This is a genomic window from Aeromonas sp. 600282, assembly GCF_049175755.1.
Classification (GTDB): Bacteria; Pseudomonadota; Gammaproteobacteria; order Enterobacterales; family Aeromonadaceae; genus Aeromonas; species Aeromonas veronii_A.
Map to the genome: position 1 here is coordinate 555,640 of NZ_JAAKVR010000001.1, position 22,015 is coordinate 577,654.

The window sequence follows — 22,015 nt, forward strand, 5'->3', positions numbered from 1 at the left end:
CTCAGCGCGGGGACTTTCCCAAATAGCGCTCCACGATCACTTTCACCCCGTCACGTTTTTTGAGCTGATAGAGCTCCTTGTCAAACTGGTCGATAAAGGCCTGTTTGTAGGGATACTCTCCCTTGCGGCTGTAGCCGAGAAACCCCTGCTCCTTGCTGAGCACCGGCCCCTGTTTGAGCAGGGACATATCGGCCACCGCCAGCTGATCGGCCTTTATCATGTTGAGCAACTCATAGAGCAGGGAGAGGCGATCATTGATGGTGCAATCGACCCGGCCGCGAACAATCTTGAGCAGGTTCTCCCGATTGCTTTTCACCTCCTCCACGTCGATCTGCTTCTCTTTTACCGCCTGCCAGAAGGCATCGCCGCCGACGGCAAAACCGGCGTTCATGCCAAAACGCAAACCGTGATAGTCGAGCGGAAACCTAGCCTGCGGGGTATTGGCCGCCACACTGGCGCCGCACATCACCACCAGCTCTTCATCCAGCATCGGCTGGGAGTAGGGCCACATATAAGGGCGGGTATCGGGCATGTAGTAAGGTGGAAAGATGGCGAAGGCGGCCCCCTGCTCCACCATGCTCAGACCGCGCCGCCACGGCATGGGCTTGAGCACCACCTCATAGTCAGGCATGGCAGAGGTCACCTCACGGATGATGTCGGCATAGATCCCCCTGACCTCCTCCCCTTCCTGCCAGGAGTAGGGGGGATAGTTGGCATCGGCCAAAATTTCAACACGGGTTTTGGCCTGGGCCAGCAGGCAAAATCCCAGCAACAGATAAACACAGACACGCATCGCCCAATCCTCTGACGGTCAATCTGCATCAAGCATAGTCAGCGGTCACCATCCATCAGATTGAATTGCGGCCTCACTGCAAACCCGCCAGAGCCATCGGGCAAGATGGCTAGAAAATGTTAATGAAATATTGCTTTCATCCTTTATGCTGAAGAGCAATTGCTCTGAATGGATGGCCGCATATGGATGTGCAACTGCTTCTGCTCTACCTCTCACCGGTTTTTCTGGCCTTTATCGGCTGGGAGATGCTCTACCTGCGCAAACATGGCGCGGCCTTTCCCACCGCTACCTACCAGTGGCGGGATCTGTTCGCCAACGCAGCCCTGGCCCTGATGCATCAGGGGGGCGATGTGCTGGCGGCCATCGCCATTGCTTATCTGTATGACACCCTCTGGGGCTGGCGACTGTTCGATATCGAGCTGAATCTCTGGAGTGTGCTACTGCTGTTCCTGTTGCAGGATCTCTGTTACTGGCTGTTCCACTTCACCAGCCACCATGTGCGCTGGCTGTGGGCCTCCCACGTGGTGCACCACAGCTCGGAGCGGCTCAACCTCTCCACCGCCTTTCGCCAGAGCCTGATGTACCCCATCTCCGGCATGTGGCTGTTCTGGATCCCGATGATTGTCATCGGCTTCCCGCCCGAGGCGGTGGTCGCCACCGTGCTGCTGAGCCTGGGCTTCCAGTTTTTCGTCCACACCCAGGTGGTGGGCAAGCTCGGCTGGCTTGAGTGGATCTTCAACACCCCCTCCCACCACAGGGTGCACCACGCCAGCAACGCCAAATACATAGACCGCAACTTCGCCGGGGTGCTGATCATCTGGGATCGTCTGTTTGGCACCTTTGTGGAAGAAGACCCGGCCGAGCCGTGCCGCTTCGGCATCACCAAGCCTATCCACAGCTTCAACCCCCTCACTCTCACCTTCCATGAGTGGCGCGACATGCTGCGTGACGCCCGTGGCCTACCCTGGCGACAAAAGCTCGCAGTGCTGTTTGGCAAACCGGCCGGACCAGCCAGCCGCTGAGCCTTCGCATCGAATAGCAACTCCCGGATAGCAAGCCCCTGATAACCAGTCCCTGATAACAAGAGAGCGCCACTGTGGCGCTCTCTTTTATGCTCAGTCACCTCTTCGATATCAGAGATGGGCGAACGACCAGACGGCGGGGATCAGGCTCAGCAAGGTCACTCCGGCCAATAGCCGCTCGCGGCCACTCAGGCAAAGATCTGTGCCCAGCTGACGGCGGCTGTAGAGAAACAGCAGCAAGCCCGGCCCGTAGAGCAACAACGACAGCAGCAGATACTCCACCCCGGCGGCATAGAGCAGCCAGAAGCCGTAACCGCTCGCCACCAGCGCCACCGCCCGCATCAGACCGCGGCCCTGCCCGCTCTCCCCCTTCCTGCTGAACGAGAGCTTGAGCAGAAACAAACCGATCAGCAGGTAAGGCACCAAAATCATCGAGGTCGATATAAGCAGCAGACTGGTGTAGCCCTTGCCGAGCAGCCATACCAGCAGCAGGCAAGTCTGCACCGTCAGGCTGGTGAGCCAGAGCGATGCGATAGGCGTCCCATTGCGGTTCTGGCGCCGGAAGATGGCGGGAAACGCACCGTGTCGGGCCGCGCTGAACGGTACCTCCGCCGAGAAGAGGGTCCAGCTCACGTAGGAGGCAAGCACCGAGACGATAAGGCCGACGCTGATGAGCAGCTTGCCCCAGGAGCCGGTCATCTGGGCCATCAGCCCAGCCATGGAAGGGTTGGGCAGCGCTGCGAGCTCGGGCCGACTCAATATTCCGAGCGCCAGCACCGAGATAAGCATATAGAGCAGCAGCGCCAATAGCACCCCAAGCACAGTGGCCGTGCCCACATCCAGCCGGTTTCTGGCGCGGGCCGACAGCACCGCTGCCCCCTCGATACCGGTGAAGACCCAGAGGGTGATCAGCATGGTGTTGCGCACCTGCTCGGAAACCGGCACCGCCAGGCTACTACCCTGCTGATCCGCCACGAAGGTGACCGGATCGAACCAGTAGCAGGCAAACAGAATAAACAGCAGCAGCGGCAGGCTCTTGGCCAGGGTCGCCACCAGATTGAATAGCGCCGCCTGCTGCACACCTCGAGCCACCAGCAGGTGCACAGCCCAAAGGATGCAGGACTCGCCGACAAACGCCGCCAGGGTATTGCCGTCACCAAACCAGATCTGCTCCGGCGTATCGACAAAGCTGCCCAGCGCCGCAAATGCGATCACCAGATAGCCCACCACGCCGATGGTGGCACAGAGCCAGTATCCCCAGGCAGAGAAGAAGCCCACCAGCTCGCCAAAACCGGCGCGGGCGTAGCTGTAGATGCCGCCGTCGAGATCCGGCCTTAACCGCGACAGATAGAGAAAACTCATGGCGAGCGCCAGGATGCCCACACCCGTCACGCCCCAGCCGATCAGCACGGCGCGGGCGCCAGCCACCTCGGCCATGTTCTGGGGCAGGCTAAAAATTCCCGCCCCCACCATGGAGCTGAACACCAGCGCGGTGAGTGACCAGAGCCCAATCTTGCTCTCTTTCATGGAAGCTCCTTAGCGCAACCGGCGGCTCAGCGCCTGAATATGCTCGGGGCCGATGCCGCAGCAACCACCGATCAAATTCGCCCCGGCCGCGCGCCAGCGCTCGGCCCAGCCGAGATAATCCAGCGGCCCCAGATCGGCGCGGATCTCGTCCAGCCCATCGTTGGCGGTGGCCTCTTTGGGCTGCGGCGGGAAGGCGTTGGCATAGGCGCCGAGGCGGATGTCTGCGCGGCCCAGCGCCTGCAATCGGGCGCGAGCAACCTCGAGGGCCCCCTCGATCACCTCGGGCTGACAGCAGTTGAACAGGATGGCATCGACCCCGGCCGCCACTAACGTGGTCACCGCATCAGCCACCTGCTCGCCGGAACGTAGTCGCGGCTCGTTGCCCGGCGCCTCATCTTCCAGCGTGAAGGAGACCCAGAACGGCTTGCCATCGTCAGGCAACAGCGCTTTCAGGGCCAGTGGCTCGGCAATCAGGCTCATGGTCTCGGCCAGCCAGATATCCACATAAGGGGATAGCGCCCGGATAAGCGGCGTCGCCAGCTCGCTCACCCTGTCCGCCTTGAACAGGTCGGCACGGTAGGAGCCAAACAACGGTGGCAGAGAACCCGCCACCTGCACGGCCCCCTTCTGCGCGTCAGCCACCTCACGGGCCAGTTGACCAGCCAGCGCTGCCAGCCCCTCCCCGTCGGCAAAGAAACGCTCATCGCCGATATGAAACGGCACCAGCGCATAGCTGTTGGTGGTGATGACCCGGGCTCCGCTCGCTACATAGGCCTGATGCACGTCACGCACCGTCTCTGGCGCCTCCATCAAGGCCAACGCCGACCACTCGGGTTGACGAAACGGTGCCCCCCGCCGTGCCAACTCGCGCCCCATGCCCCCATCCAGCACCCACAATTCCCTGGTTTCCATCTGTCGTGTCTCTTAGTTATGTGCGTTGTTTATTTGCGTATTTATCTGTTTGTTTTGTTGATCTGCGGTTTCACATCGAATCGCTGCAGATCGTCCTGCTTCATCCTGGGAAGCCCTTTTACCATTCAGCCATAAAAACATATAGATGTTTGGATGGCCAAAACAAGATAAAGCAAAGCGCCACGGGCGGCAATCAGTATCAGCAGAAATCAGCGTGCAAACGGCGAGGCAAACGCAGAAATGCAAGAGGCCACCCTAAGGTGGCCTCATCACAATCTTGATCCGCTGGTAACTTAACGCCCGGCCAGCACTCGCTTAATCTGTTTGACCCAGTCGGAGACCCGACCCTGCTGCGGCAAACCGCGCCAGATCTGCTCCCACTGGGCAGGGCTTAGCGGACGACCGAGGCGACGCTGTACACCCGCATAGAGGTAGTCATGGGCCGTAGTGGCCGCATGCTCGGAGGTGAGGAATTTGGAGACCGGATCGGTCAACCGCACATCCCGCATGCCGAGCAGCGGATAGTCGTTGTGCACCGCTGCCAGCATGGTCTCGCGCATGGCGGACTCGATGTAGCCACGGGCAAACAGGGCGGTCACCGACTCCAGCGACCCCTGATCCGGACCGTGATACTGCTCGTCAAAAACCGGGCTCGGCTCTGCCATCCCGCTTTGCACCACCGCATCGGGATCCGGCTGCGGCACGACCACGGCAGGCTTGGGGGCTACCGGCTTGGCTGCCACTGTGGCTTTGCGCGGCGCACTCTGGCTACAGGCACCCAGTGCCAGGGCGAGCGCGACACAGGCCAGCGCACGGGAATGAGACTGCATCTTCATGACTCTTATGTCGCTCCTTTTACGATTCCTGAGCTGGCTTCTCGGCCACAGCCGGTTCGACCCGGGTAACCAGCAGCTGATCAATCTTGTAACTGTCGATATCGACCACTTCGAACTTGTAACCGGCGTATTTGACCGAGTCAGTGCGCTTGGGGATCTTGCGCAGCATATACATGATAAAGCCGGCGATGGTCTCGTAGTTCTGGTTCTCGGGGAACTCTTCGATATCGAAGGCGCGCATCACGTCGGAGATGGGGGTAACCCCGTCCACCAGCCAGGAGTTCTCGTCCCGCTGGACGATCTGCTCTTCCACTACGTGGGTCGCCCACTCGCCCATGACGGTACTCATCAGGTCGTTCATGGTGACAATCCCCACCACCAGCGCGTACTCGTTCATCACCACGGCAAAGTCGCCACGATGATTCTTGAAGTACTCCATCGCCTCATAGAGGTTGAGGGTATCGGGGATGATGATGACGTTCTGCACCAGGTTGCCACCGATAAGATCGATGCTCTGTCCGCCGATAACGCGGATAAGCAGCTCTTTTGCATCGACAAAGCCCTTGATGCTGTCGAGGTTGTGGTCACAGACCAGAAACTTGTTGTGGGGATGCTCGGCGATCTTGGCCTTGATGCTCTCTTCGCTCTCTTGCAGGGTGAAGTAGATGAGACTCTCGCGGGCCGTCATGGCAGAGGTGACACCAAGGGACTGCAACTCGAACACGTTCTCGATGAGCTGATGCTCCTCGCGCTGGATAACCCCCGCCTCGGCACCGGCATCCATCACAGCATAGATATCATCGGAGGTGATCTCGTCGTTGCGCACCGTGGAGACGCGCATCAGACGGAACAGGGAGTTGGCCAACCCGTTGAAGATCCACACCAGCGGCATCAACACGGTGACGAAGAAGAGCATGGGGCGCACCACCACCACGGCAATCTGCTCGGGCATGGTCATGGCCAGACGCTTGGGCATCAGGTCAGCGATCAGGATAAACATGCCGGTGACGAACACAAAGGAGGCACCGGAGCTGATCTCGCCAAGCCAGGGGCCTTGGTAGAACTGGGAGACAATTCCCTTGATGGCGGGGTTGAGGGCAGACTCACCCAGGATACCGCCCAGAATGGCGACGGTATTGAGGCCAATCTGCACCACGGTGAAAAAGTTGCCCGGCTGGGCCTGCAGGGCCAGCACCTTTTCGGCCTGGCGATTACCTTCATCCGCCATCACCTGCAATTTGATTTTGCGAGACGCGGCGAGAGAGATCTCGGAGAGGGAGAAGAACACACTGCCGCCAACCAGCAGCATTAAAAAGAACAAACTATCGGCAAAACTCATGATTAACCTATTGCTACACCCGCCTTAGCACAAGACGGCAAACTGGGCCCGGGAGACCGGACCGTGAACCCATCCGGGACTCACACAGGGGGAGTATTCTATCAGAAAACAGCCAGTTGGGGGCTTTATCTTACTCCGACCAGTTATGCAACAAAAAAAGGCGCTTCACGCGCCTTTTTATTCACTTCCGGTTAGCCCTTGCCCAGCAAGGTGCCCAGATCGTCCGCCTTGGTGTGGCGCACATCCTTGCCTTTCACGTAGTAGACGATGTACTCGCAGATGTGCTGGCAGCGATCGCCGACCCGCTCGATGGCCCGCGCCGCCCACAGGACGTTGAGGACCTGGGGGATGGTGCGGGGGTCTTCCATCATGTAAGTCATCAGCTCGCGAATGATGGACTCGTACTCCCGGTCTACCTTGTCATCTTCCTTGTAGACCGCCAGCGCCGCATCCAGATCCATGCGGGCGAAGGCATCGAGCACATCGTGCAGCATCTTGATGGTTCGACGGCCCATGTTCTCCAGCGACACCAGTGGCGGCTGCGGCTTGTTGGCGTTGTCAGTCAGCATGCGGGCGATCTTGTCGGCCACGTCGCCAATACGCTCCAAATCGGTAATGGTCTTGATGATGGCCATCACCAGTCGCAGGTCGGAGGCAGTCGGCTGACGCTTGGCGATGATGCGGGTGCACTCCTCGTCGATCGCCACTTCCATCGCGTTGACCTTGTGGTCGTTGGCCACGATCTTGCGCGCCGCATCGAGATCCTGATCGTGGATCGCCGCGATGGCGTCGGTGAGCTGCTGCTCCACCATGCCGCCCATCACCAGCACTTGGTTGCGCACGCTCTCAAGCTCGGCATTGAACTGACCGGAGATGTGTTTATTGAGGTTCATATTGTCCATACAAATAATCCTTGATTGCTCCGATTATGCCTTAGCCGTGGAAGCGACTGCCAATCTGTTTGCTGAGATTCATCCTCTCCTCTCCTTAGCCGTAACGACCGGTAATGTAATCTTCGGTCTTTTTCTTGGCCGGGGTGGTGAAGATGGTGTTGGTATCCGAGTACTCGATAAGCTCGCCCATATACATGAAGGCGGTCTGATCCGACACGCGCGCAGCCTGTTGCATGTTGTGGGTCACGATCACCACGGTGAACTGGCTCTTGAGCTCGTTGATCAGCTCCTCGATGGTGAGGGTGGAGATGGGGTCGAGCGCCGAGGTCGGTTCATCGAGCAGCAACACTTCCGGCTCGATGGCGATGGCGCGGGCAATCACCAGACGCTGCTGCTGACCACCGGAGAGACCGAAGGCGTTGTCGTGCAGACGATCCTTCACCTCGTCCCACAGGGCCGCACCGCGCAGGGAGCGCTCGGCCGCTTCATCCAGAGTGCGACGATCGTTGATCCCCTGCAGGCGCAGACCATAGACCACGTTCTCGTAGATGGACTTGGGGAACGGGTTCGGGCGCTGGAACACCATGCCCACCTGACGGCGCAGGGCGGAAACATCGACGCTCTTGTCATAGATGTTGTGGCCGTGCAGTTGGATTTCCCCCTCGATGCGGCAGATCTCCACCAGATCGTTCATCCGGTTGATGCAGCGCAGCAGGGTCGATTTGCCACAGCCTGACGGGCCGATAAAGGCGGTAACCTGCCCTTTGGGGATCTTCATGTTGACGTTGAACAGCGCCTGCTTGCTGCCGTAGTACAGGTTGAGATCCTTCACCTCCAGCGCGGTCTGCTCCGGGGTCAGGTTGAGCAGGTCCAGCGCGGTGTGCTGGGTAGACGTGGTCGTTACGTTGATCATCTGTTACCTCAAAATCTATCTGGAGTGGCCGGACTGCTGCCGGCGCCCCTCACGTATTGGTGCAGAGAGATGGCGGCTCGCGCTCGGCCGCCCCTCTGTTATCTCACTCTTGTATCACTCATGCGGCGCCGGATTAATGCTCCAGCGACCGGAATTTCTCGCGCAAGTGGTTACGAATACCGATAGCGGTCAGGTTCAGGCCCACGATCACCGTCACCAGCAGGAAGGAGGTGGCGTAGACCAGCGGGCGGGCCGCCTCGACGTTGGGGCTCTGGAAGCCGACGTCATAGATGTGGAAGCCCAGGTGCATGAACTTGCGCTCCACATGCAGATACGGGAAGTTGCCATCCATCGGCAAGGTCGGTGCCAGTTTCACCACCCCCACCAGCATCAGCGGCGCAACTTCACCGGCTGCACGGGCAATCGCCAGAATAAGGCCGGTCATGATGGCCGGGCTCGCCATCGGCAGCACGATGCGCCACAAGGTCTCGGCCTGGGTGGCGCCCAGTGCCAACGAGCCCTGACGGATGGTGCTCGGGATCCGCGCCAGCCCCTCTTCGGTGGAGACAATCACCACCGGCAGGGTCAGGATAGCCAGGGTCAGCGCCGACCAAATCACGCCAGGTGAACCAAAGGTCGGGCTCGGCAGCGCTTCCGGGTAGAACAGCTGATCCAGCGAGCCACCGAGCGTGTAGACGAAGAAGCCCAGACCAAACACGCCGTAGACGATGGAGGGCACGCCCGCCAGATTGATCACCGCGATGCGGATGATCTTGGTCAGGCTGTTCTTGCCTGCGTACTCGTGCAGGTAGACCGCCGCCACCACGCCGAGCGGGGTCACGATGATCGCCATCAGGAACACCATGAAGACGGTGCCGAAGATGGCCGGGAAGACGCCGCCCTCGGTGTTCGCCTCACGGGGATCGTCGGATACAAACTTGCCGATCTGGTGGAACCAGTGACCCACCTTGGCCAGCAGGCTCATGTCGTTGGGCCATACCACATCCAGTACCCTGGACATGGGCATGGTCACCAGCTCGCCACGCATATCCTTGACGGTGATGCTGTCCCGGTCAGCCTGACTGCGCAGTGAGAAGAGCTCTTTTTCCAGCACCTGATAACGATCGTTAAGGGCCTGACGTTCACGCTCCAGCTGAGCTTTCAGCTGATCGGTCAGCTTCTCTTCCAGCTCGGCCTTGCGCTCTTTCAGGCGCAGCCGCTCCAGCTGATAGTTGATGCTGCCGATGTCCCCTTTTTGCAGATCGTTGGCCTGTTCGGAGAGGGCATTGGCTCTCGCCAGCACCCGCTGCAGGGCAGGATGCAGATCCGAAGTCAGCTCGCGGCCATCCTCTTTTACCCCGACGATATAACCGTAGAAGTTACCGTTGGTGGCACGCTCAACCATGGCCAGCTCGGCTGGCTGGCTCTGGGACTTGATGTCCGTCTCCAGTACCCAGCGAAAATCGAGGTCGACGAACTCACGGTTGCCGGTCTTGACCAGATAGCGGGTCAGCAGCTCGCGCTCTTCCCCCTCCAGCGGCAGACCTGCGGCGCGCAGTCGCTCCACCGGCACCAGCTCGCGATCGTTGATCTCGCCGATCAGCACGCTCTTGTTGCCGCTGGCGTCCTCCAGCTGCCACTCATAGATGGGGTGCGGCCAGAAGTAGACCAGACCACGCCATCCGATCAGCAGCAGCAGACCCAGTACCGCCACCAGACTCAGGCTGACGGCTCCGCCGGTCATCCAGATCCAGGGGGCCCCTGATTTAAACCACTTACCCATTGTCGATTCCTTGTCCATTACAGAGCCGCCCCTTACATCGAGCTGTATTTTTCACGCAACCGCTGACGGACAAACTCGGCCAGGGTGTTGAACATAAAGGTGAACACAAACAGGACGAAGGCCGCGAGGAACAGTACCCGATAGTGGGAGCTGCCCACTTCCGACTCCGGCATCTCCACCGCAATGTTGGCGGCCAGAGTACGCAGCCCCTGGAACATGGAGAAGTCCATGATGGGGGTGTTGCCGGTAGCCATCAGTACGATCATGGTTTCGCCCACGGCACGGCCAAGGCCCATCATCACCGCCGAGAAGATGCCCGGGCTGGCAGTGAGGATCACCACCCGGCTCAGGGTCTGCCACGGGGTAGCCCCCAACGCCAGCGAGCCCTGGGTCAGATGCTTGGGCACCGAGAAGACCGCATCTTCGGCGATGGAGAAGATGGTGGGGATGACCGCAAAGCCCATGGCGATACCGACCACCAGCGAATTGCGCTGGTCAAACTTGATACCCATTTCGTGGGTCAGCCAGATGCGCGAATCACCGTGCATAAAGGCATTCTCGATGAGCGGGCTCAGGGCGAAGGCCCCCCAGCCAATCAGCAGCAGCACTGGAATAAGCAGGATGGCGTGCCACCCCTCCGGCAGCCAGGACTTGCCTCGCTCCGGCAGATAGTTCCAGATAAGCGCAGTCAGCAGCATCCCCATCGGCAGCAGGATCAACAGCAGGATCACCCCGGGCAGCGCCCCCTCTATGATGGGCGCCAGCCACAGACCCGCCAGGAAGCCCAGGATAACGGTCGGCAGCGCCGCCATGATCTCCACCGTCGGCTTGACGTATTTGCGCAGCCCCGCCGACATGAAGTAGGCGGTATAGATGGCACCGGCCACGCCGAGCGGCACCGCAAACACCATGGCGTAGAAAGAGGCTTTCAGCGTACCGAATACCAGTGGCACCAGGCTCAGCTTGGCTTCAAAGTCGTTGCTGGCGGAGGTGGATTGCCACACATACTGGGGCTCAGGATACCCTTCATACCATACCTTCTGCCACAGGGCCGACCAGGTCACCTCGGGGTGATCGTTCTCCACCGAGAAAAGCTTGAAGGTCTCCCCTTGCTGCATCAGCAACAGGTTGTGACGGGGGGAGATGGCCAGGGCAGAGAGTTCACCCCCTTCCACCGTCTCGGTCAGCAGCTTGGTCTCGCCAGTGGCGTGGAAGAAGCTGATGATGCCGTCCTTGTCGGCACTGATGAAGGCTTTGCGATAGTGCTCGGGGGTCAGAAGATCCACCGCGCCATCGCCCTTGAAGTCACGGATCTGAGTGAACTGGCGTTTGCCATCTTTTGCCACTTCAAACCACTGGGAGATGATGCCGTTGTCGTTGCCCACCAGCAGGGAGGAGGCACCGGAGAGCAGCTCGACCCGGGTCACGTTGGCATCTGGCGCATTGATCTCCAGCACATTGCGCACGGATATATTGCTCAGGTCATGAATGTCATAGACAGAGAGACGATTGCCTTCCCGCACAAAGAGGATCCGCAGATTGGGGGTCAAAAGCATCTGATCCACATGGCGCGGCAGGGACGGAATGGTGTAGTTCTCACTGCTCCACTCAATCTCGCCGGAGAGGAAGTTCTCCTCACCGCTCATCACCATCAGTACGCCACGACCATCTTCGGTCACGGCGGCGGTCGCCATCTTGTCCTTGGTGGCCTCAAACACCATGGCACGCAGCGCTTTGCCCTGCGGATCGACCACTACCGGCTCCTCGCCAAAGGGATATTGCAGACTGGGTTCGATCACCCGCACATCGTTGGGATAGGAGACCTTGAACGCAGGCTGGACGACCTGCGCCTTGCCATCGGCGAAACCGTAGGCGATCAGCTTCTGACCAGGGGACGGTGGCGCCACCGCAGTGACATCACCGGTGACCTCAGCATGACCAAGGGATTGCCCGACCTTGATCTTGTCATCTCCCTGCACCGCGAAGAAGTTGACCAGTCCTTTATCGCTGAAGCGATAGCCGATCTCGTTCTGCTCTTCCACGCCGAGCCAGGCGGTCTTCCCTGCGGCAGGCAGGGTAAATGAGGCAGTTGGCTCCATGGAGGCGCCATTGAAGATGGGTTTCACCACATAGAGCAGATAAAAGAAGATAAGCAGCAGCGCCACCAGTACCAGGGCTCCGCCTGTGGTGACGCCATATTTGGCCAATTTATCCTTGATCCGGCGTTTTCTACTGCCCGCCATGACCAGGTTTAACGATTCCGATGACATGCAAGACCTCAATGTAAGCTAGGCTTGGCGGCATTATATGGCGGTTGCATGACAGTTTTGTTACATCGAGAGCGCTTTAACCGAGGTTGCTAGTGGAAAAATGGGCGGGGGTCCTTTCGAGGGAAAGTGAACACAATATATTGTTTATAAAGAGATATTTGTGAGAATAATCAGCAAGGGCAGCCTGTGCTGCCCCCAAATCATTCAGGAAAGGGCATCGTTTGATTGTTGCAGCGCCAGTTTGACCGCCTTTTTCTCGGCGCGGCGACGCTTGAAGAAGGCCGACAACTGGGCCGAGCAGGCATCGGCCAGCACACCGCCGGTCAGCTCGACACTGTGGTTGTGGCGCGGGTCCTGCAAGATCTCGAACACCGACCCCGCAGCACCGGTCTTGAGATCACGTGCGCCGTAAACCACCCGCTTGACCCGGCTATGGATCAGCGCACCGGCACACATGCAGCAGGGTTCCAGCGTCACATAAAGTGTGGTGTCGAGCAGGCGGTAGTTCGCAAGCTGCTGGCCCGCTGCCCGAATTGCCATCACCTCGGCATGGGCACAGGCATCGTGTTCGCTGATGGAGCGGTTCCACCCCTCGCCCACCACCTGACCATCCAGCACCAGAACGGCACCGACCGGGATCTCGCCAATCCCTTCGGCCCGGGCGGCCAATGCCATAGCATGGCGCATCCACTGTTCATCCTGCGCGGTCTGACTCGGAGCCTGACCCAGTGTTTCTGGGACCTCTGATGGTTTCACGCCCATCCCCTCTTTATATTGTTCAATTGTGCTTTTTACATTCCAGCTATCCATACCTGTCAGATGATTCCATAGATAGCAGGCATGATAGCTAGCGGTGACAGGGCAGCGATTATGCCAAATCTGCACGTCAGACCCAAGCCGCATCCCGACTGAGCAATAAAGAAGCAATCGGCATCTCTATGATAAAAAAGGAGTTGCACCCGTTTGGCCATGCTATTAGACTTCCTCCCCGTCAGCCGAGTCTGACTCCGTCGGTGTGTAGCGCAGCCAGGTAGCGCATCTGCATGGGGTGTAGAGGGTCGGAGGTTCGAATCCTCTCACACCGACCATTTTCCCCGAGAATAGCCCAGTCAAACGACTGGGCTATTTTTTTGCTTCCGATTTATCCTTCTGACGATGCCAGCTCACCAAGAACAAAAAACACCCAGAACCACTTGAATCTTTTTGCCGAACTCATTAAGATGCGCAACTTTCCGCCGGTAGACAACACAGGGAGGTGGAAACACGAGTGAAGGGATCACTGTCCGGCTTGCGTGCAACACAGGACCAGGCATGAACCAGAACACCGATTTCGCACCCGCCATTACACTTTATTCCGTTCCTCATGACACCCCTTGCCACACCGAAAGCGAAGACGAACAGGTCATCCAGCTGGATGTGATCGATCTGGCCGAACCGGATGATGACTATTGAGCCCGGCCAGATGGCCGCTCAATCACCAGCACATCGCCTGTTCAACGCACTCAGTTTCAGGCCCTTGGCGAGAAATCTGCAAAAAACGACAAACTGCTAATTCTATCAAGGATGGCAGTATTATTGACTAATGTGTCTCCCCCTTCCCTCTCCGGCATTCCCCCCGACAACTGATACAAACCTACGTTATTGCGCTTCACTTTCTATCGCTGCAACCTCTGGTGCCAACAGAGCCTGCATCACCACACCAAGTTTAAAACGCACGTTCACCAATCAGGTCTAGCATTAGCAAAACATTCATTACCACATTCAAACGCGCTTTATACGGCTGTTTTGGCACAGCCTGGAGTTAGGTCGGGATTTGTTTTTGCATTTGTAATTTTATTACGTAATAAGTTACAAAATGAGGGGCAGGGTAACGGCCCAAATTAGCCGTTGTCCGATGGGAAAAAGCAGGAGCATAACCATCTGCGTAGAGCTTTTATACCAATCCAATAAAACAATAAAAAACATCAACTTAACTATATCGAAAAAACAGTCGTTTAAAAAAAACTGTTGACGTATTCAACAATATTTCGCACCTTATCAATCGTGTTACCCCGTTGTTGCGGGAACGTTTCAGGAACAGGGATTCGACTTTAGTCGTAGTTAGTAAGTTCAAAATGTAATTCTCAAAGGAGTGAACCTTATGTCGGCACCGGCTCAGACCCACTGCAGCGCCCGCCTTCGCATCCAGGGCGAGATGCTACCCGAATACGCGCAAATTCTGACGCCGGACGCGGTGGCTCTGGTCTCCGAACTGGTGGAACGTTTTGCTCCCCAAAGAGGGGAATTGCTGAAACAACGTGTGGCACGCCAGGCCCGTATCGATGGCGGCGAGCTGCCGGACTTCCTGCCGGAAACCGCCCACATCCGTGAAGGTGACTGGACCATTCGCGGTATTCCCACCGACCTGCAAGACCGCCGTGTGGAGATAACCGGCCCGGTCGAGCGCAAGATGGTGATCAACGCCCTCAACGCCAACGTCAAGGTGTTCATGGCGGATTTCGAGGATTCACTGGCTCCCGCCTGGAATAAGGTGATCGAGGGCCAAATCAACCTGCGAGATGCGGTCAACGGCACCATCTCTTACACCAGTCCGGAAGGAAAGGCCTACACCCTGACCCACAATCCGGCGGTGCTCATCTGCCGGGTACGCGGTCTGCACCTGCCGGAAAAACATGTCACCTTCGATGGCGAGCCGATCCCCGGTGGCCTGTTCGATTTTGCTCTCTACTTCCTGCACAACTATCAGGCGCTGCTGGCCAAAGGCTCGGGCCCCTACTTCTACGTGCCCAAGTTGCAGAGCCATCTGGAAGGGCGCTGGTGGAGCGAAGTGTTCGCCTGGACCGAGGACAAGTTCGGTCTGCCCCGTGGCACCATCAAGGCCACCGTGCTGATTGAAACCCTGCCAGCCGTATTCGAGATGGATGAGCTGCTCTATCAGATGAAGGATCACATCGTTGCGCTGAACTGCGGCCGCTGGGACTACATCTTCAGCTATATCAAAACCTTGAAGAACCATCCGGATCGGGTACTGCCTGATCGTCAGGTGGTGACCATGGACAAGCCGTTCCTCTCCGCCTACTCGCGGCTGCTGATCAAGACCTGTCACAAGCGGGGTGCGCTGGCGATGGGGGGTATGGCCGCCTTTATTCCGGCCAAGGACGCTGCCGCCAACGAGCAGGTCTTCGCCAAGGTCAAGGCCGACAAGGAGCGCGAAGCCAACAACGGCCACGATGGTACCTGGGTCGCCCACCCTGGCCTAGCTGATACCGCCATGGCGGTGTTCAATGCCACCATTGCGGCTGGCGCCAAGAACCAGATCGGCGTGCTGCGCGAGCAGGATGCCCCCATCACCGCCACCGACCTGCTGGCCCCCTGTGAGGGCGAGCGCACCGAGGCGGGGATGCGCACCAATATCCGGGTTGCCCTGCAATATCTGGAGGCCTGGATCAACGGCAACGGCTGCGTCCCCATCTACGGTCTGATGGAAGATGCCGCCACCGCCGAGATCTCCCGCACCTCCATCTGGCAGTGGATACGCCACGGCAAGAGCCTGTCGAACGGCAAGGTGGTGACTAAGGAGCTGTTCCGCCAGATGCTGGCCGAGGAGCTGGAAGTGGTCAAAGCCGAGGTGGGCACAGCTCGCTGGCAGACAGGACGCTTTGCCGAGGCAAGAGATCTGATGGAAGAGATCACCTGCGCCGATACCCTGATCGATTTTCTGACGCTGCCCGGTTACGAGCGGCTCTGAATCACGGGCCCCCAGCGGGGCTCGCCAATAACAAGTCAATGGAAACGTGAAATCAATGAAAGAGGGAACTGATATGGCACTGACCCGTGAGCAACAGATCCAGGCTATCGAGAAAGACTGGGCGGAAAACCCCCGCTGGAAAGGGATCAAGCGCGGCTACAGCGCCGAAGATGTGGTGAACCTGCGCGGCAGCTTGCAGCCAGAGCACACCCTGGCCCAGCGTGGAGCCGACAAGCTGTGGGGTCTGATCCACGGCGACGCCAAGAAAGGCTACGTCAACTGCCTCGGCGCCCTGACCGGTGGTCAGGCAGTGCAGCAGGCCAAGGCGGGGATCGAGGCGATCTACCTCTCCGGCTGGCAGGTGGCGGCGGACAACAACTTGTCCTCCACCATGTATCCGGATCAGTCCCTCTACCCGGCCAACTCGGTACCGTCCGTGGTGGAGCGCATCAACAACTCCTTCGCCCGTGCCGACCAGATCCAGTGGGCCAACAAGGTAGGACCTCAGGATGAGGGCTTTATCGACTACTTCCTGCCGATCGTGGCTGATGCGGAAGCCGGTTTCGGCGGTGTGCTGAACGCCTTCGAACTGATGAAGGGGATGATTGAAGCGGGCGCCGCTGGCGTGCACTTCGAAGATCAGCTCGCTTCGGTCAAGAAGTGCGGTCATATGGGTGGCAAAGTGCTGGTACCGACTCAGGAAGCGGTGCAGAAGCTGGTTGCTGCCCGTCTGGCAGCCGATGTGTGCGGCACCACCACCCTGGTGATCGCCCGTACCGACGCCAACGCCGCTGACCTGTTGACCACCGACGCCGACCCGTACGATGCAGACTTCCTGACTGGTGAGCGCACTGCTGAAGGATTCTACAAGGTGCGTGCCGGTATCGATCAGGCCATCGCTCGCGGTCTGGCTTACGCCCCCTACGCCGACATGGTGTGGTGTGAAACCGCCAAGCCGGATCTGGACGAAGCGCGTAAATTTGCCGAAGCAATCAAGGCCAAGTTCCCGGATCGCATCCTGGCCTACAACTGCTCCCCGAGCTTCAACTGGAAGAAAAATCTGGACGATGCCACCATCGCCCGCTTCCAGCAGGAGCTCTCCGACATGGGCTACAAGTATCAGTTCATCACCCTCGCGGGTATCCACAACATGTGGTTCCACATGTACGAACTGGCCTACCAGTACGCCCGTGGCGAAGGGATGAAGCACTACGTCGAGATGGTGCAGGAGCCGGAATTTGCTGCCGCCAGCCGTGGCTACACCTTCGTGGCCCACCAGCAGGAGGTCGGTACCGGTTACTTCGACAAGGTGACTACCGTGATTCAGGGTGGCCAATCCTCGGTGACCGCACTGACCGGCTCCACCGAAGAAGATCAGTTCCACTAATAAGAGAGCTGCCTTGAAATAGCAAAACCCCGGCCTGATGTCGGGGTTTCTTTTTATCTGCCATTCAAACGAAAGTCAGGCCACAACCGCACACCGCAGAGAGGATCAGAGCTCGAGGATCTCTTTGACAAAGGGAATGGTGAGCTTGCGCTTGGCGCGAAATGAGGCGTTGTCGAGCTGATTGAGAGTGGTGAGCAGGGTTCGCATATCGCGGGAGAGTCGGTTGAGCAGGAAGCGGCCCACATCGATGGGCAATTTGAAGCCCCGCAGCTCGGCACGCAGCTGCAGGGCACTGAGCTTGCCTTCATCATCCAGCTCTTCGAGATGGAAACTGACACCCCAGTCGAGGCGCGAAGCGAGATCCGGCAGTTGCAGTCCCAGTTTACGCGGTGCGCTGCAGCCGGTGACCACCAGCGTCCCCTCGCCCTTCTCCTGCCAGCGGTTGTAGAAATCGAACAGCGCCCGCTCCCACACGGCATTGCCGGCGATCGCCTCGAGGCTGTCGAGACAGACCAGCGGCAGGCTTTCGAGGGCATCGAGCATGCTGGGATCGAGCTGTTCAAACTGATCGAGGGAGAGATAGGCCGCCGCCGCATCGCGGGCATTGACCTCGGCACAGGTGGCATGGAGCAGATGAGAGCGTCCGGATCCCTTGGCTCCCCAGAAATAGAGGAAAGGCGATCCCTGACCGATGGCCGCATTCTTGAGGGCGGTGATCAGATGAGCATTGTTGCCGGGATAAAAACTGACGAAGGTTTCATCATCCGGTAGTTGTACGGCTAAAGACAGTTGGGCCGGTTGCTTCACTCGTTGGGCTTTGACTGTGACATTTGTGGCTAAGTGTATCATCGCAAAGGCAGATAGAGAACCGCCCGGACAAGCTGGGCGGTCTACAAAAGCCTTATAAAATCAGGGCTGCGACCATTGGTAACGCAAACCGCTGCCATTATCGTCAACCTTGCGCAAACGACTCTCGAGCTGCAGTGCCCGCACCAGTTCGGCCTGATCCCCTTGCAGGGTAAAGTTGAAGGTGACCTGGTCCCCCTCCAGCTTGCCGATCGCCACCTTGCTGACGTTGGCCATCCCCTGCAGCATCTTCTGCACGGCGATCATGCTGTCCACTTCGGAGAGGCCATCTACCACCAGGGTCTGGCTGGTTGCCGGACCAGAAATGCGGGCACCGTAGTTTTTCACCAGCCAGGCCGCCAGGGTATCAGCAAACCCTTGCGCCACTTCGGCCTGAGTGCCGGCGCTATTGCCACGGGTCAGCTCGGCCACTTCACCGGCCGCCTTGGGGCCGTAGAGTCCCCAATCGATGCTCCACTTGTCACCTTCTGGTGTCAGCTTGCCCAACACAACCATCTCGGCGCCATAGCGCTGGCTTGCCTGCAAAATCGGGTCGGCAAAGCGTCCCCAGACGTCGGTGGCACTGACCGCCATGTTGTCATCGAGATCCATCAGCGGAATGCTGATGGGTAGCCCCAGCGTCTGGGCCTGCTCGCGCAAGGCTTGCGCCCAACCATCGCTGGATTGATCCGCCAGCAGGCGACGCTCACCCTGATCCACCACCAGCCAGATGGCCATTTGGGGACGCGCCGGGCCAAGCAGGGCAAACTGGCTCTCGGAGACCAAGCTGTTGACCTTGTCACTCTTGAACTCGGCTTTCAGATACTTAACGGAGTCCTGATCCTGATAGCCATAGCTTTTGACATAGTCGCCCGGGGCCGCCAGCGCCTTGACCACCACAGGTTGGGTGAGGATGTCGCGTTTGCCGGTGACCTTGATCAGCACCTGACCCAGTGCCTGCCCTTGAGCGGCCACCATGTCGCCACTGGTCGGGGCCTTGCCCTGATAGAGGTCGGTCACCTGAGCGGCCGAGGCCATGAATGACAAGCCGCAGCAGAGGGCGGTCACAACACGTTTGAACATGAACAGAGTCTCGAAATGGGAGAGTGTGCTTATGGTAGCGGCAAGGCGCATCCTGCGGCAAGGCTGGCACAAGCGGCCACAAACAGCAGAGCCGGCGATGCGCCGGCTCCGATCACCCCTTCCACATGGGAAGCAGGTCAAGGCATAAACTTATTTGGTACCGAAGATCTTGTCGCCTGCATCGCCTAGACCCGGCACGATGTAGCCTTTCTCGTTCAGCCCCTGGTCGACAGAAGCACAGTAGAGCTCTACGTCAGGGTGAGCGGCTTCCAGCGCCTTGATCCCTTCCGGCGCGGCAACCAGTACCAGCACCTTGATGGATTGGCAGCCTTTCTTCTTCAGCAGATCGATGGTGGCGATCATGGAACCACCGGTGGCCAGCATCGGATCGATGACCAGCGCCAGACGCTCTTCGATGTTGCTGACGATCTTCTCGAAATAGGGAACCGGTTGCAGGGTCTCTTCATCGCGGTAGATACCGACCACGCTGACGCGGGCGCTCGGCATGTGCTCCAGCACGCCATCCATCATGCCAAGGCCGGCACGCAGGATAGGTACGACGGTTACCTTCTTGCCTTTGATCTGGTCAACTTCTACTGGCCCATTCCAGCCATCGATGATAACCTTCTCGGTTTCGAAGTCAGAGGTCGCTTCATAGGTCAACAAACTGCCCACTTCTTTGGCCAGTTCACGGAAACGCTTGGTGCTGATATCGCCTTCACGCATCAGACCGATCTTGTGTTTGACCAGGGGGTGTTTGACTTCAACGACTTTCATTATTATCTCCTCTAACCTGCCGCAAAAAAATCGCGGAATCATACAACAAAAGCCACCGCTTGTAGAGCATTTCCGCGCAAAAACGCGCAAACGATTTCCTTTCTGGTTTTTCACCGCCACTGTTAGAATACGCCCCGAATTTTACCCTCCACTTCTTTACATGACGGGGAATACTCGTGACTGACAAAACCTCACTGAGCTACAAGGATGCTGGCGTAGATATCGATGCCGGCAATGCACTGGTTGAACGTATCAAGGGCGTGTCAAAGCGCACTCGTCGTCCTGAAGTCCTTGGTGGTCTTGGCGGCTTTGGGGCCTTGTGTCAAATCCCTGCGGGCTACAAGGAGCCGGTACTGGTCTCCGGTACCGATGGTGTGGGCACCAAGCTGCGGCTGGCCATCGACCTGAAGAAGCACGACACCGTGGGCATCGATCTGGTGGCCATGTGCGTCAATGACCTGATCGTACAGGGCGCCGAGCCGCTGTTCTTCCTCGACTACTATGCAACCGGCAAGCTGGACGTGGACACCGCGGCCGCGGTGGTCACCGGGATCGGTGCCGGTTGCGAGAAGTCAGGCTGTGCCCTGGTGGGCGGCGAGACTGCCGAGATGCCGGGTATGTATGAAGGGGAAGACTACGACATCGCCGGTTTCTGCGTCGGTGTGGTGGAGAAGAGCGAAATCATCGACGGCAGCAAGGTCGGTGAAGGGGATGCCCTGATCGCCCTGGCCGCCAGCGGCCCTCACTCCAACGGCTTCTCCCTGATCCGTAAAATTCTGGAAGTCTCCAAAGCAGACGTGCATCAGCCGCTGGGGGACACCACCCTGGCCAACGCCCTGCTGGAGCCGACCCGCATCTATGTGAAACCTGTGCTCAAGCTCATCAAGGAGTGCGAGATCCACGCCCTCTCCCACATCACCGGCGGTGGCTTCTGGGAGAATATCCCCCGCGTATTGCCTGCCAATACTCAAGCGGTGATCGACGAGCAGAGCTGGCAGTGGCCGGCGGTGTTCAGCTGGCTGCAGCAGGCTGGCAACGTCACCCGTCACGAGATGTATCGCACCTTCAACTGCGGTGTCGGCATGATCATCGCCCTGCCTGCCAATCAGCTGGAGAAGGCGCTGACCCTGCTCAAAGCGGAAGGCGAGAACGCATGGCACATCGGTCATATCGCCAAGGCAACAGACGGTGAGGAGCAGGTCGTCATCAAATGATGCGGATCCTCGTCCTAATCTCTGGCAGCGGCAGCAACCTGCAGGCGATCCTCGACCACTGCGCCAGCGACAAGATTGCCGGTGAAGTGGTCGGCGTTATCAGCAACAAGGCCGATGCCTATGGTCTGGTTCGCGCCAAAGAAGCTGGCGTGGCGACCTCCATTCTGGCCCAGCAGCAGTTTGCCAGCCGGGAGGAGTATGACGCCGCCCTGCTGGCGCTGATGGCAGACTATCAGCCGGATCTGGTGGTGCTGGCCGGGTTTATGCGGATATTGAGCGGCGATCTGGTGCGCCATTTCGCCGGCAGGATGATCAATATCCACCCCTCCCTGCTGCCCAAGTATCAGGGCCTGCACACCCACCAGCGCGCCATAGATGCCGGTGACAGTGAACACGGCGCCAGTGTCCACTTCGTGACCGAAGAGCTGGACGGGGGCCCGGTGATCCTGCAGGCCCGCGTGCCCATCTTTGAAGGGGACACGGCGGAGGAGGTAGCGGCACGGGTACAGGCGCAGGAGCACAGCATCTACCCGCTGGTGGTACGCTGGTTCTGCGAAGGCAGGCTGCAAATGGTAGACGGCGCCGTGCAACTGGATGGCGCCCTGCTGGGCCCCGCGGGTTACGCCTGCGAGTAACCGCTAACAACTGCATGTCAGATACAACAAGGGAGGC

19 protein-coding genes and 1 tRNA gene are annotated in these 22,015 nt (G+C 58.8%); 7 read left to right on the forward strand and 13 right to left on the reverse strand.

Translation table 11 applies throughout. The features are described 5' to 3' along the window. Position 1: 1 nt before the first annotated feature. Positions 2-793, reverse strand: coding sequence for a substrate-binding periplasmic protein (locus G5137_RS02370; RefSeq protein WP_421254848.1), 792 nt, complete (start codon positions 791-793; stop codon positions 2-4). 182 nt (positions 794-975) lie between these two features. Between G5137_RS02370 and G5137_RS02375 the strand changes: the two genes are divergently transcribed. Continuing rightward, positions 976-1,815, forward strand: coding sequence for a sterol desaturase family protein (locus G5137_RS02375; protein WP_421254849.1), 840 nt, complete (start codon positions 976-978; stop codon positions 1,813-1,815). A gap of 111 nt (positions 1,816-1,926) precedes the next feature. On the opposite strand, the gene G5137_RS02380 is transcribed toward G5137_RS02375, so the two are convergent. The 9 genes from G5137_RS02380 to tadA form a co-directional block, all read right to left on the reverse strand. After that, on the reverse strand, positions 1,927-3,342 hold the full coding sequence (locus G5137_RS02380; protein WP_421254850.1) for a basic amino acid/polyamine antiporter: 1,416 nt from the start codon (positions 3,340-3,342) through the stop codon (positions 1,927-1,929). A gap of 9 nt (positions 3,343-3,351) precedes the next feature. Beyond that, a complete protein-coding gene (locus tag G5137_RS02385; protein WP_421254851.1) occupies positions 3,352-4,254 on the reverse strand; it encodes a homocysteine S-methyltransferase family protein in 903 nt (300 codons plus the stop codon). 293 nt (positions 4,255-4,547) lie between these two features. After that, positions 4,548-5,090: a hypothetical protein gene (locus tag G5137_RS02390; protein WP_069555291.1), complete on the reverse strand. Its 543-nt coding sequence runs from the start codon at positions 5,088-5,090 to the stop codon at positions 4,548-4,550. A gap of 19 nt (positions 5,091-5,109) precedes the next feature. Further along, on the reverse strand, positions 5,110-6,429 hold the full coding sequence (locus tag G5137_RS02395) for a hemolysin family protein (protein ID WP_270904540.1): 1,320 nt from the start codon (positions 6,427-6,429) through the stop codon (positions 5,110-5,112). A gap of 191 nt (positions 6,430-6,620) precedes the next feature. Next, on the reverse strand, positions 6,621-7,331 hold the full coding sequence (gene phoU, locus G5137_RS02400; RefSeq protein ID WP_236346667.1) for a phosphate signaling complex protein PhoU: 711 nt from the start codon (positions 7,329-7,331) through the stop codon (positions 6,621-6,623). Between the two features lie 85 nt (positions 7,332-7,416). Next, positions 7,417-8,235 carry a phosphate ABC transporter ATP-binding protein PstB gene (gene pstB / locus G5137_RS02405; protein WP_005334102.1) on the reverse strand — a complete coding sequence of 273 codons (819 nt, stop codon included), beginning with the start codon at positions 8,233-8,235 and terminating at the stop codon, positions 7,417-7,419. A gap of 133 nt (positions 8,236-8,368) precedes the next feature. Beyond that, positions 8,369-10,018: a phosphate ABC transporter permease PstA gene (gene pstA / locus G5137_RS02410; protein ID WP_042012620.1), complete on the reverse strand. Its 1,650-nt coding sequence runs from the start codon at positions 10,016-10,018 to the stop codon at positions 8,369-8,371. 32 nt (positions 10,019-10,050) lie between these two features. After that, complete coding sequence (locus tag G5137_RS02415) at positions 10,051-12,288, reverse strand: phosphate ABC transporter permease (RefSeq protein WP_421254852.1); 2,238 nt, start codon at positions 12,286-12,288, stop codon at positions 10,051-10,053. Between the two features lie 204 nt (positions 12,289-12,492). Beyond that, positions 12,493-13,044, reverse strand: coding sequence for a tRNA adenosine(34) deaminase TadA (gene tadA / locus G5137_RS02420; protein ID WP_421208161.1), 552 nt, complete (start codon positions 13,042-13,044; stop codon positions 12,493-12,495). Positions 13,045-13,299: 255 nt separating this feature from the next. On the opposite strand from tadA, the gene G5137_RS02425 reads away from it, so the two are divergent. The 4 genes from G5137_RS02425 to aceA all read left to right on the forward strand — a co-directional run bounded on the left by G5137_RS02425 (position 13,300) and on the right by aceA (position 17,423). Continuing rightward, a tRNA-Pro gene (locus tag G5137_RS02425) sits at positions 13,300-13,376 on the forward strand. Positions 13,377-13,599: 223 nt separating this feature from the next. After that, positions 13,600-13,740: a hypothetical protein gene (locus tag G5137_RS02430; RefSeq protein WP_421204665.1), complete on the forward strand. Its 141-nt coding sequence runs from the start codon at positions 13,600-13,602 to the stop codon at positions 13,738-13,740. Positions 13,741-14,428: 688 nt separating this feature from the next. Continuing rightward, positions 14,429-16,036 carry a malate synthase A gene (gene aceB / locus G5137_RS02435; RefSeq protein ID WP_421208160.1) on the forward strand — a complete coding sequence of 536 codons (1,608 nt, stop codon included), beginning with the start codon at positions 14,429-14,431 and terminating at the stop codon, positions 16,034-16,036. Between the two features lie 73 nt (positions 16,037-16,109). Further along, a complete protein-coding gene (gene aceA / locus G5137_RS02440) occupies positions 16,110-17,423 on the forward strand; it encodes an isocitrate lyase (protein WP_421204663.1) in 1,314 nt (437 codons plus the stop codon). 105 nt (positions 17,424-17,528) lie between these two features. Here the strand turns inward: aceA and hda are convergent, their stop codons facing one another. The 3 genes from hda to upp all read right to left on the reverse strand — a co-directional run bounded on the left by hda (position 17,529) and on the right by upp (position 20,129). Next, positions 17,529-18,230, reverse strand: coding sequence for a DnaA inactivator Hda (gene hda / locus G5137_RS02445; protein ID WP_013723920.1), 702 nt, complete (start codon positions 18,228-18,230; stop codon positions 17,529-17,531). A gap of 102 nt (positions 18,231-18,332) precedes the next feature. Next, the gene (locus tag G5137_RS02450; RefSeq protein ID WP_100646284.1) at positions 18,333-19,352 is read right to left on the reverse strand and encodes a DUF2066 domain-containing protein; all 1,020 of its coding nucleotides are present in this window, start codon (positions 19,350-19,352) and stop codon (positions 18,333-18,335) included. Positions 19,353-19,502: 150 nt separating this feature from the next. Then, entirely contained in the window at positions 19,503-20,129 is a 627-nt protein-coding gene (gene upp, locus G5137_RS02455) for a uracil phosphoribosyltransferase (protein WP_005334115.1), read from the reverse strand. A 176-nt stretch (positions 20,130-20,305) separates the two neighbouring features. On the opposite strand from upp, the gene purM reads away from it, so the two are divergent. Together purM and purN are read left to right on the forward strand one after the other, a co-directional pair. Next, complete coding sequence (gene purM, locus G5137_RS02460; RefSeq protein ID WP_421254853.1) at positions 20,306-21,343, forward strand: phosphoribosylformylglycinamidine cyclo-ligase; 1,038 nt, start codon at positions 20,306-20,308, stop codon at positions 21,341-21,343. Continuing rightward, positions 21,340-21,978: a phosphoribosylglycinamide formyltransferase gene (purN, locus tag G5137_RS02465; protein WP_421204661.1), complete on the forward strand. Its 639-nt coding sequence runs from the start codon at positions 21,340-21,342 to the stop codon at positions 21,976-21,978. Before purM ends, purN begins: the two co-directional genes overlap by 4 nt. Positions 21,979-22,015 lie beyond the last annotated feature (37 nt).

Bases quoted from the DNA above. Each gene is read 5' to 3' on its own strand.
- G5137_RS02370 (WP_421254848.1), bottom strand. From the start codon at position 793: ATGCGTGTCTGTGTTTATCTGTTGCTGGGATTTTGCCTGCTGGCCCAG.
- G5137_RS02375 (WP_421254849.1), top strand. From the start codon at position 976: ATGGATGTGCAACTGCTTCTGCTCTACCTCTCACCGGTTTTTCTGGCC.
- G5137_RS02380 (WP_421254850.1), bottom strand. From the start codon at position 3,342: ATGAAAGAGAGCAAGATTGGGCTCTGGTCACTCACCGCGCTGGTGTTC.
- G5137_RS02385 (WP_421254851.1), bottom strand. From the start codon at position 4,254: ATGGAAACCAGGGAATTGTGGGTGCTGGATGGGGGCATGGGGCGCGAG.
- G5137_RS02390 (WP_069555291.1), bottom strand. From the start codon at position 5,090: ATGAAGATGCAGTCTCATTCCCGTGCGCTGGCCTGTGTCGCGCTCGCC.
- G5137_RS02395 (WP_270904540.1), bottom strand. From the start codon at position 6,429: ATGAGTTTTGCCGATAGTTTGTTCTTTTTAATGCTGCTGGTTGGCGGC.
- phoU (WP_236346667.1), bottom strand. From the start codon at position 7,331: ATGGACAATATGAACCTCAATAAACACATCTCCGGTCAGTTCAATGCC.
- pstB (WP_005334102.1), bottom strand. From the start codon at position 8,235: ATGATCAACGTAACGACCACGTCTACCCAGCACACCGCGCTGGACCTG.
- pstA (WP_042012620.1), bottom strand. From the start codon at position 10,018: ATGGGTAAGTGGTTTAAATCAGGGGCCCCCTGGATCTGGATGACCGGC.
- G5137_RS02415 (WP_421254852.1), bottom strand. From the start codon at position 12,288: ATGTCATCGGAATCGTTAAACCTGGTCATGGCGGGCAGTAGAAAACGC.
- G5137_RS02430 (WP_421204665.1), top strand. From the start codon at position 13,600: ATGAACCAGAACACCGATTTCGCACCCGCCATTACACTTTATTCCGTT.
- aceB (WP_421208160.1), top strand. From the start codon at position 14,429: ATGTCGGCACCGGCTCAGACCCACTGCAGCGCCCGCCTTCGCATCCAG.
- aceA (WP_421204663.1), top strand. From the start codon at position 16,110: ATGGCACTGACCCGTGAGCAACAGATCCAGGCTATCGAGAAAGACTGG.
- G5137_RS02450 (WP_100646284.1), bottom strand. From the start codon at position 19,352: ATGTTCAAACGTGTTGTGACCGCCCTCTGCTGCGGCTTGTCATTCATG.
- upp (WP_005334115.1), bottom strand. From the start codon at position 20,129: ATGAAAGTCGTTGAAGTCAAACACCCCCTGGTCAAACACAAGATCGGT.
- purN (WP_421204661.1), top strand. From the start codon at position 21,340: ATGATGCGGATCCTCGTCCTAATCTCTGGCAGCGGCAGCAACCTGCAG.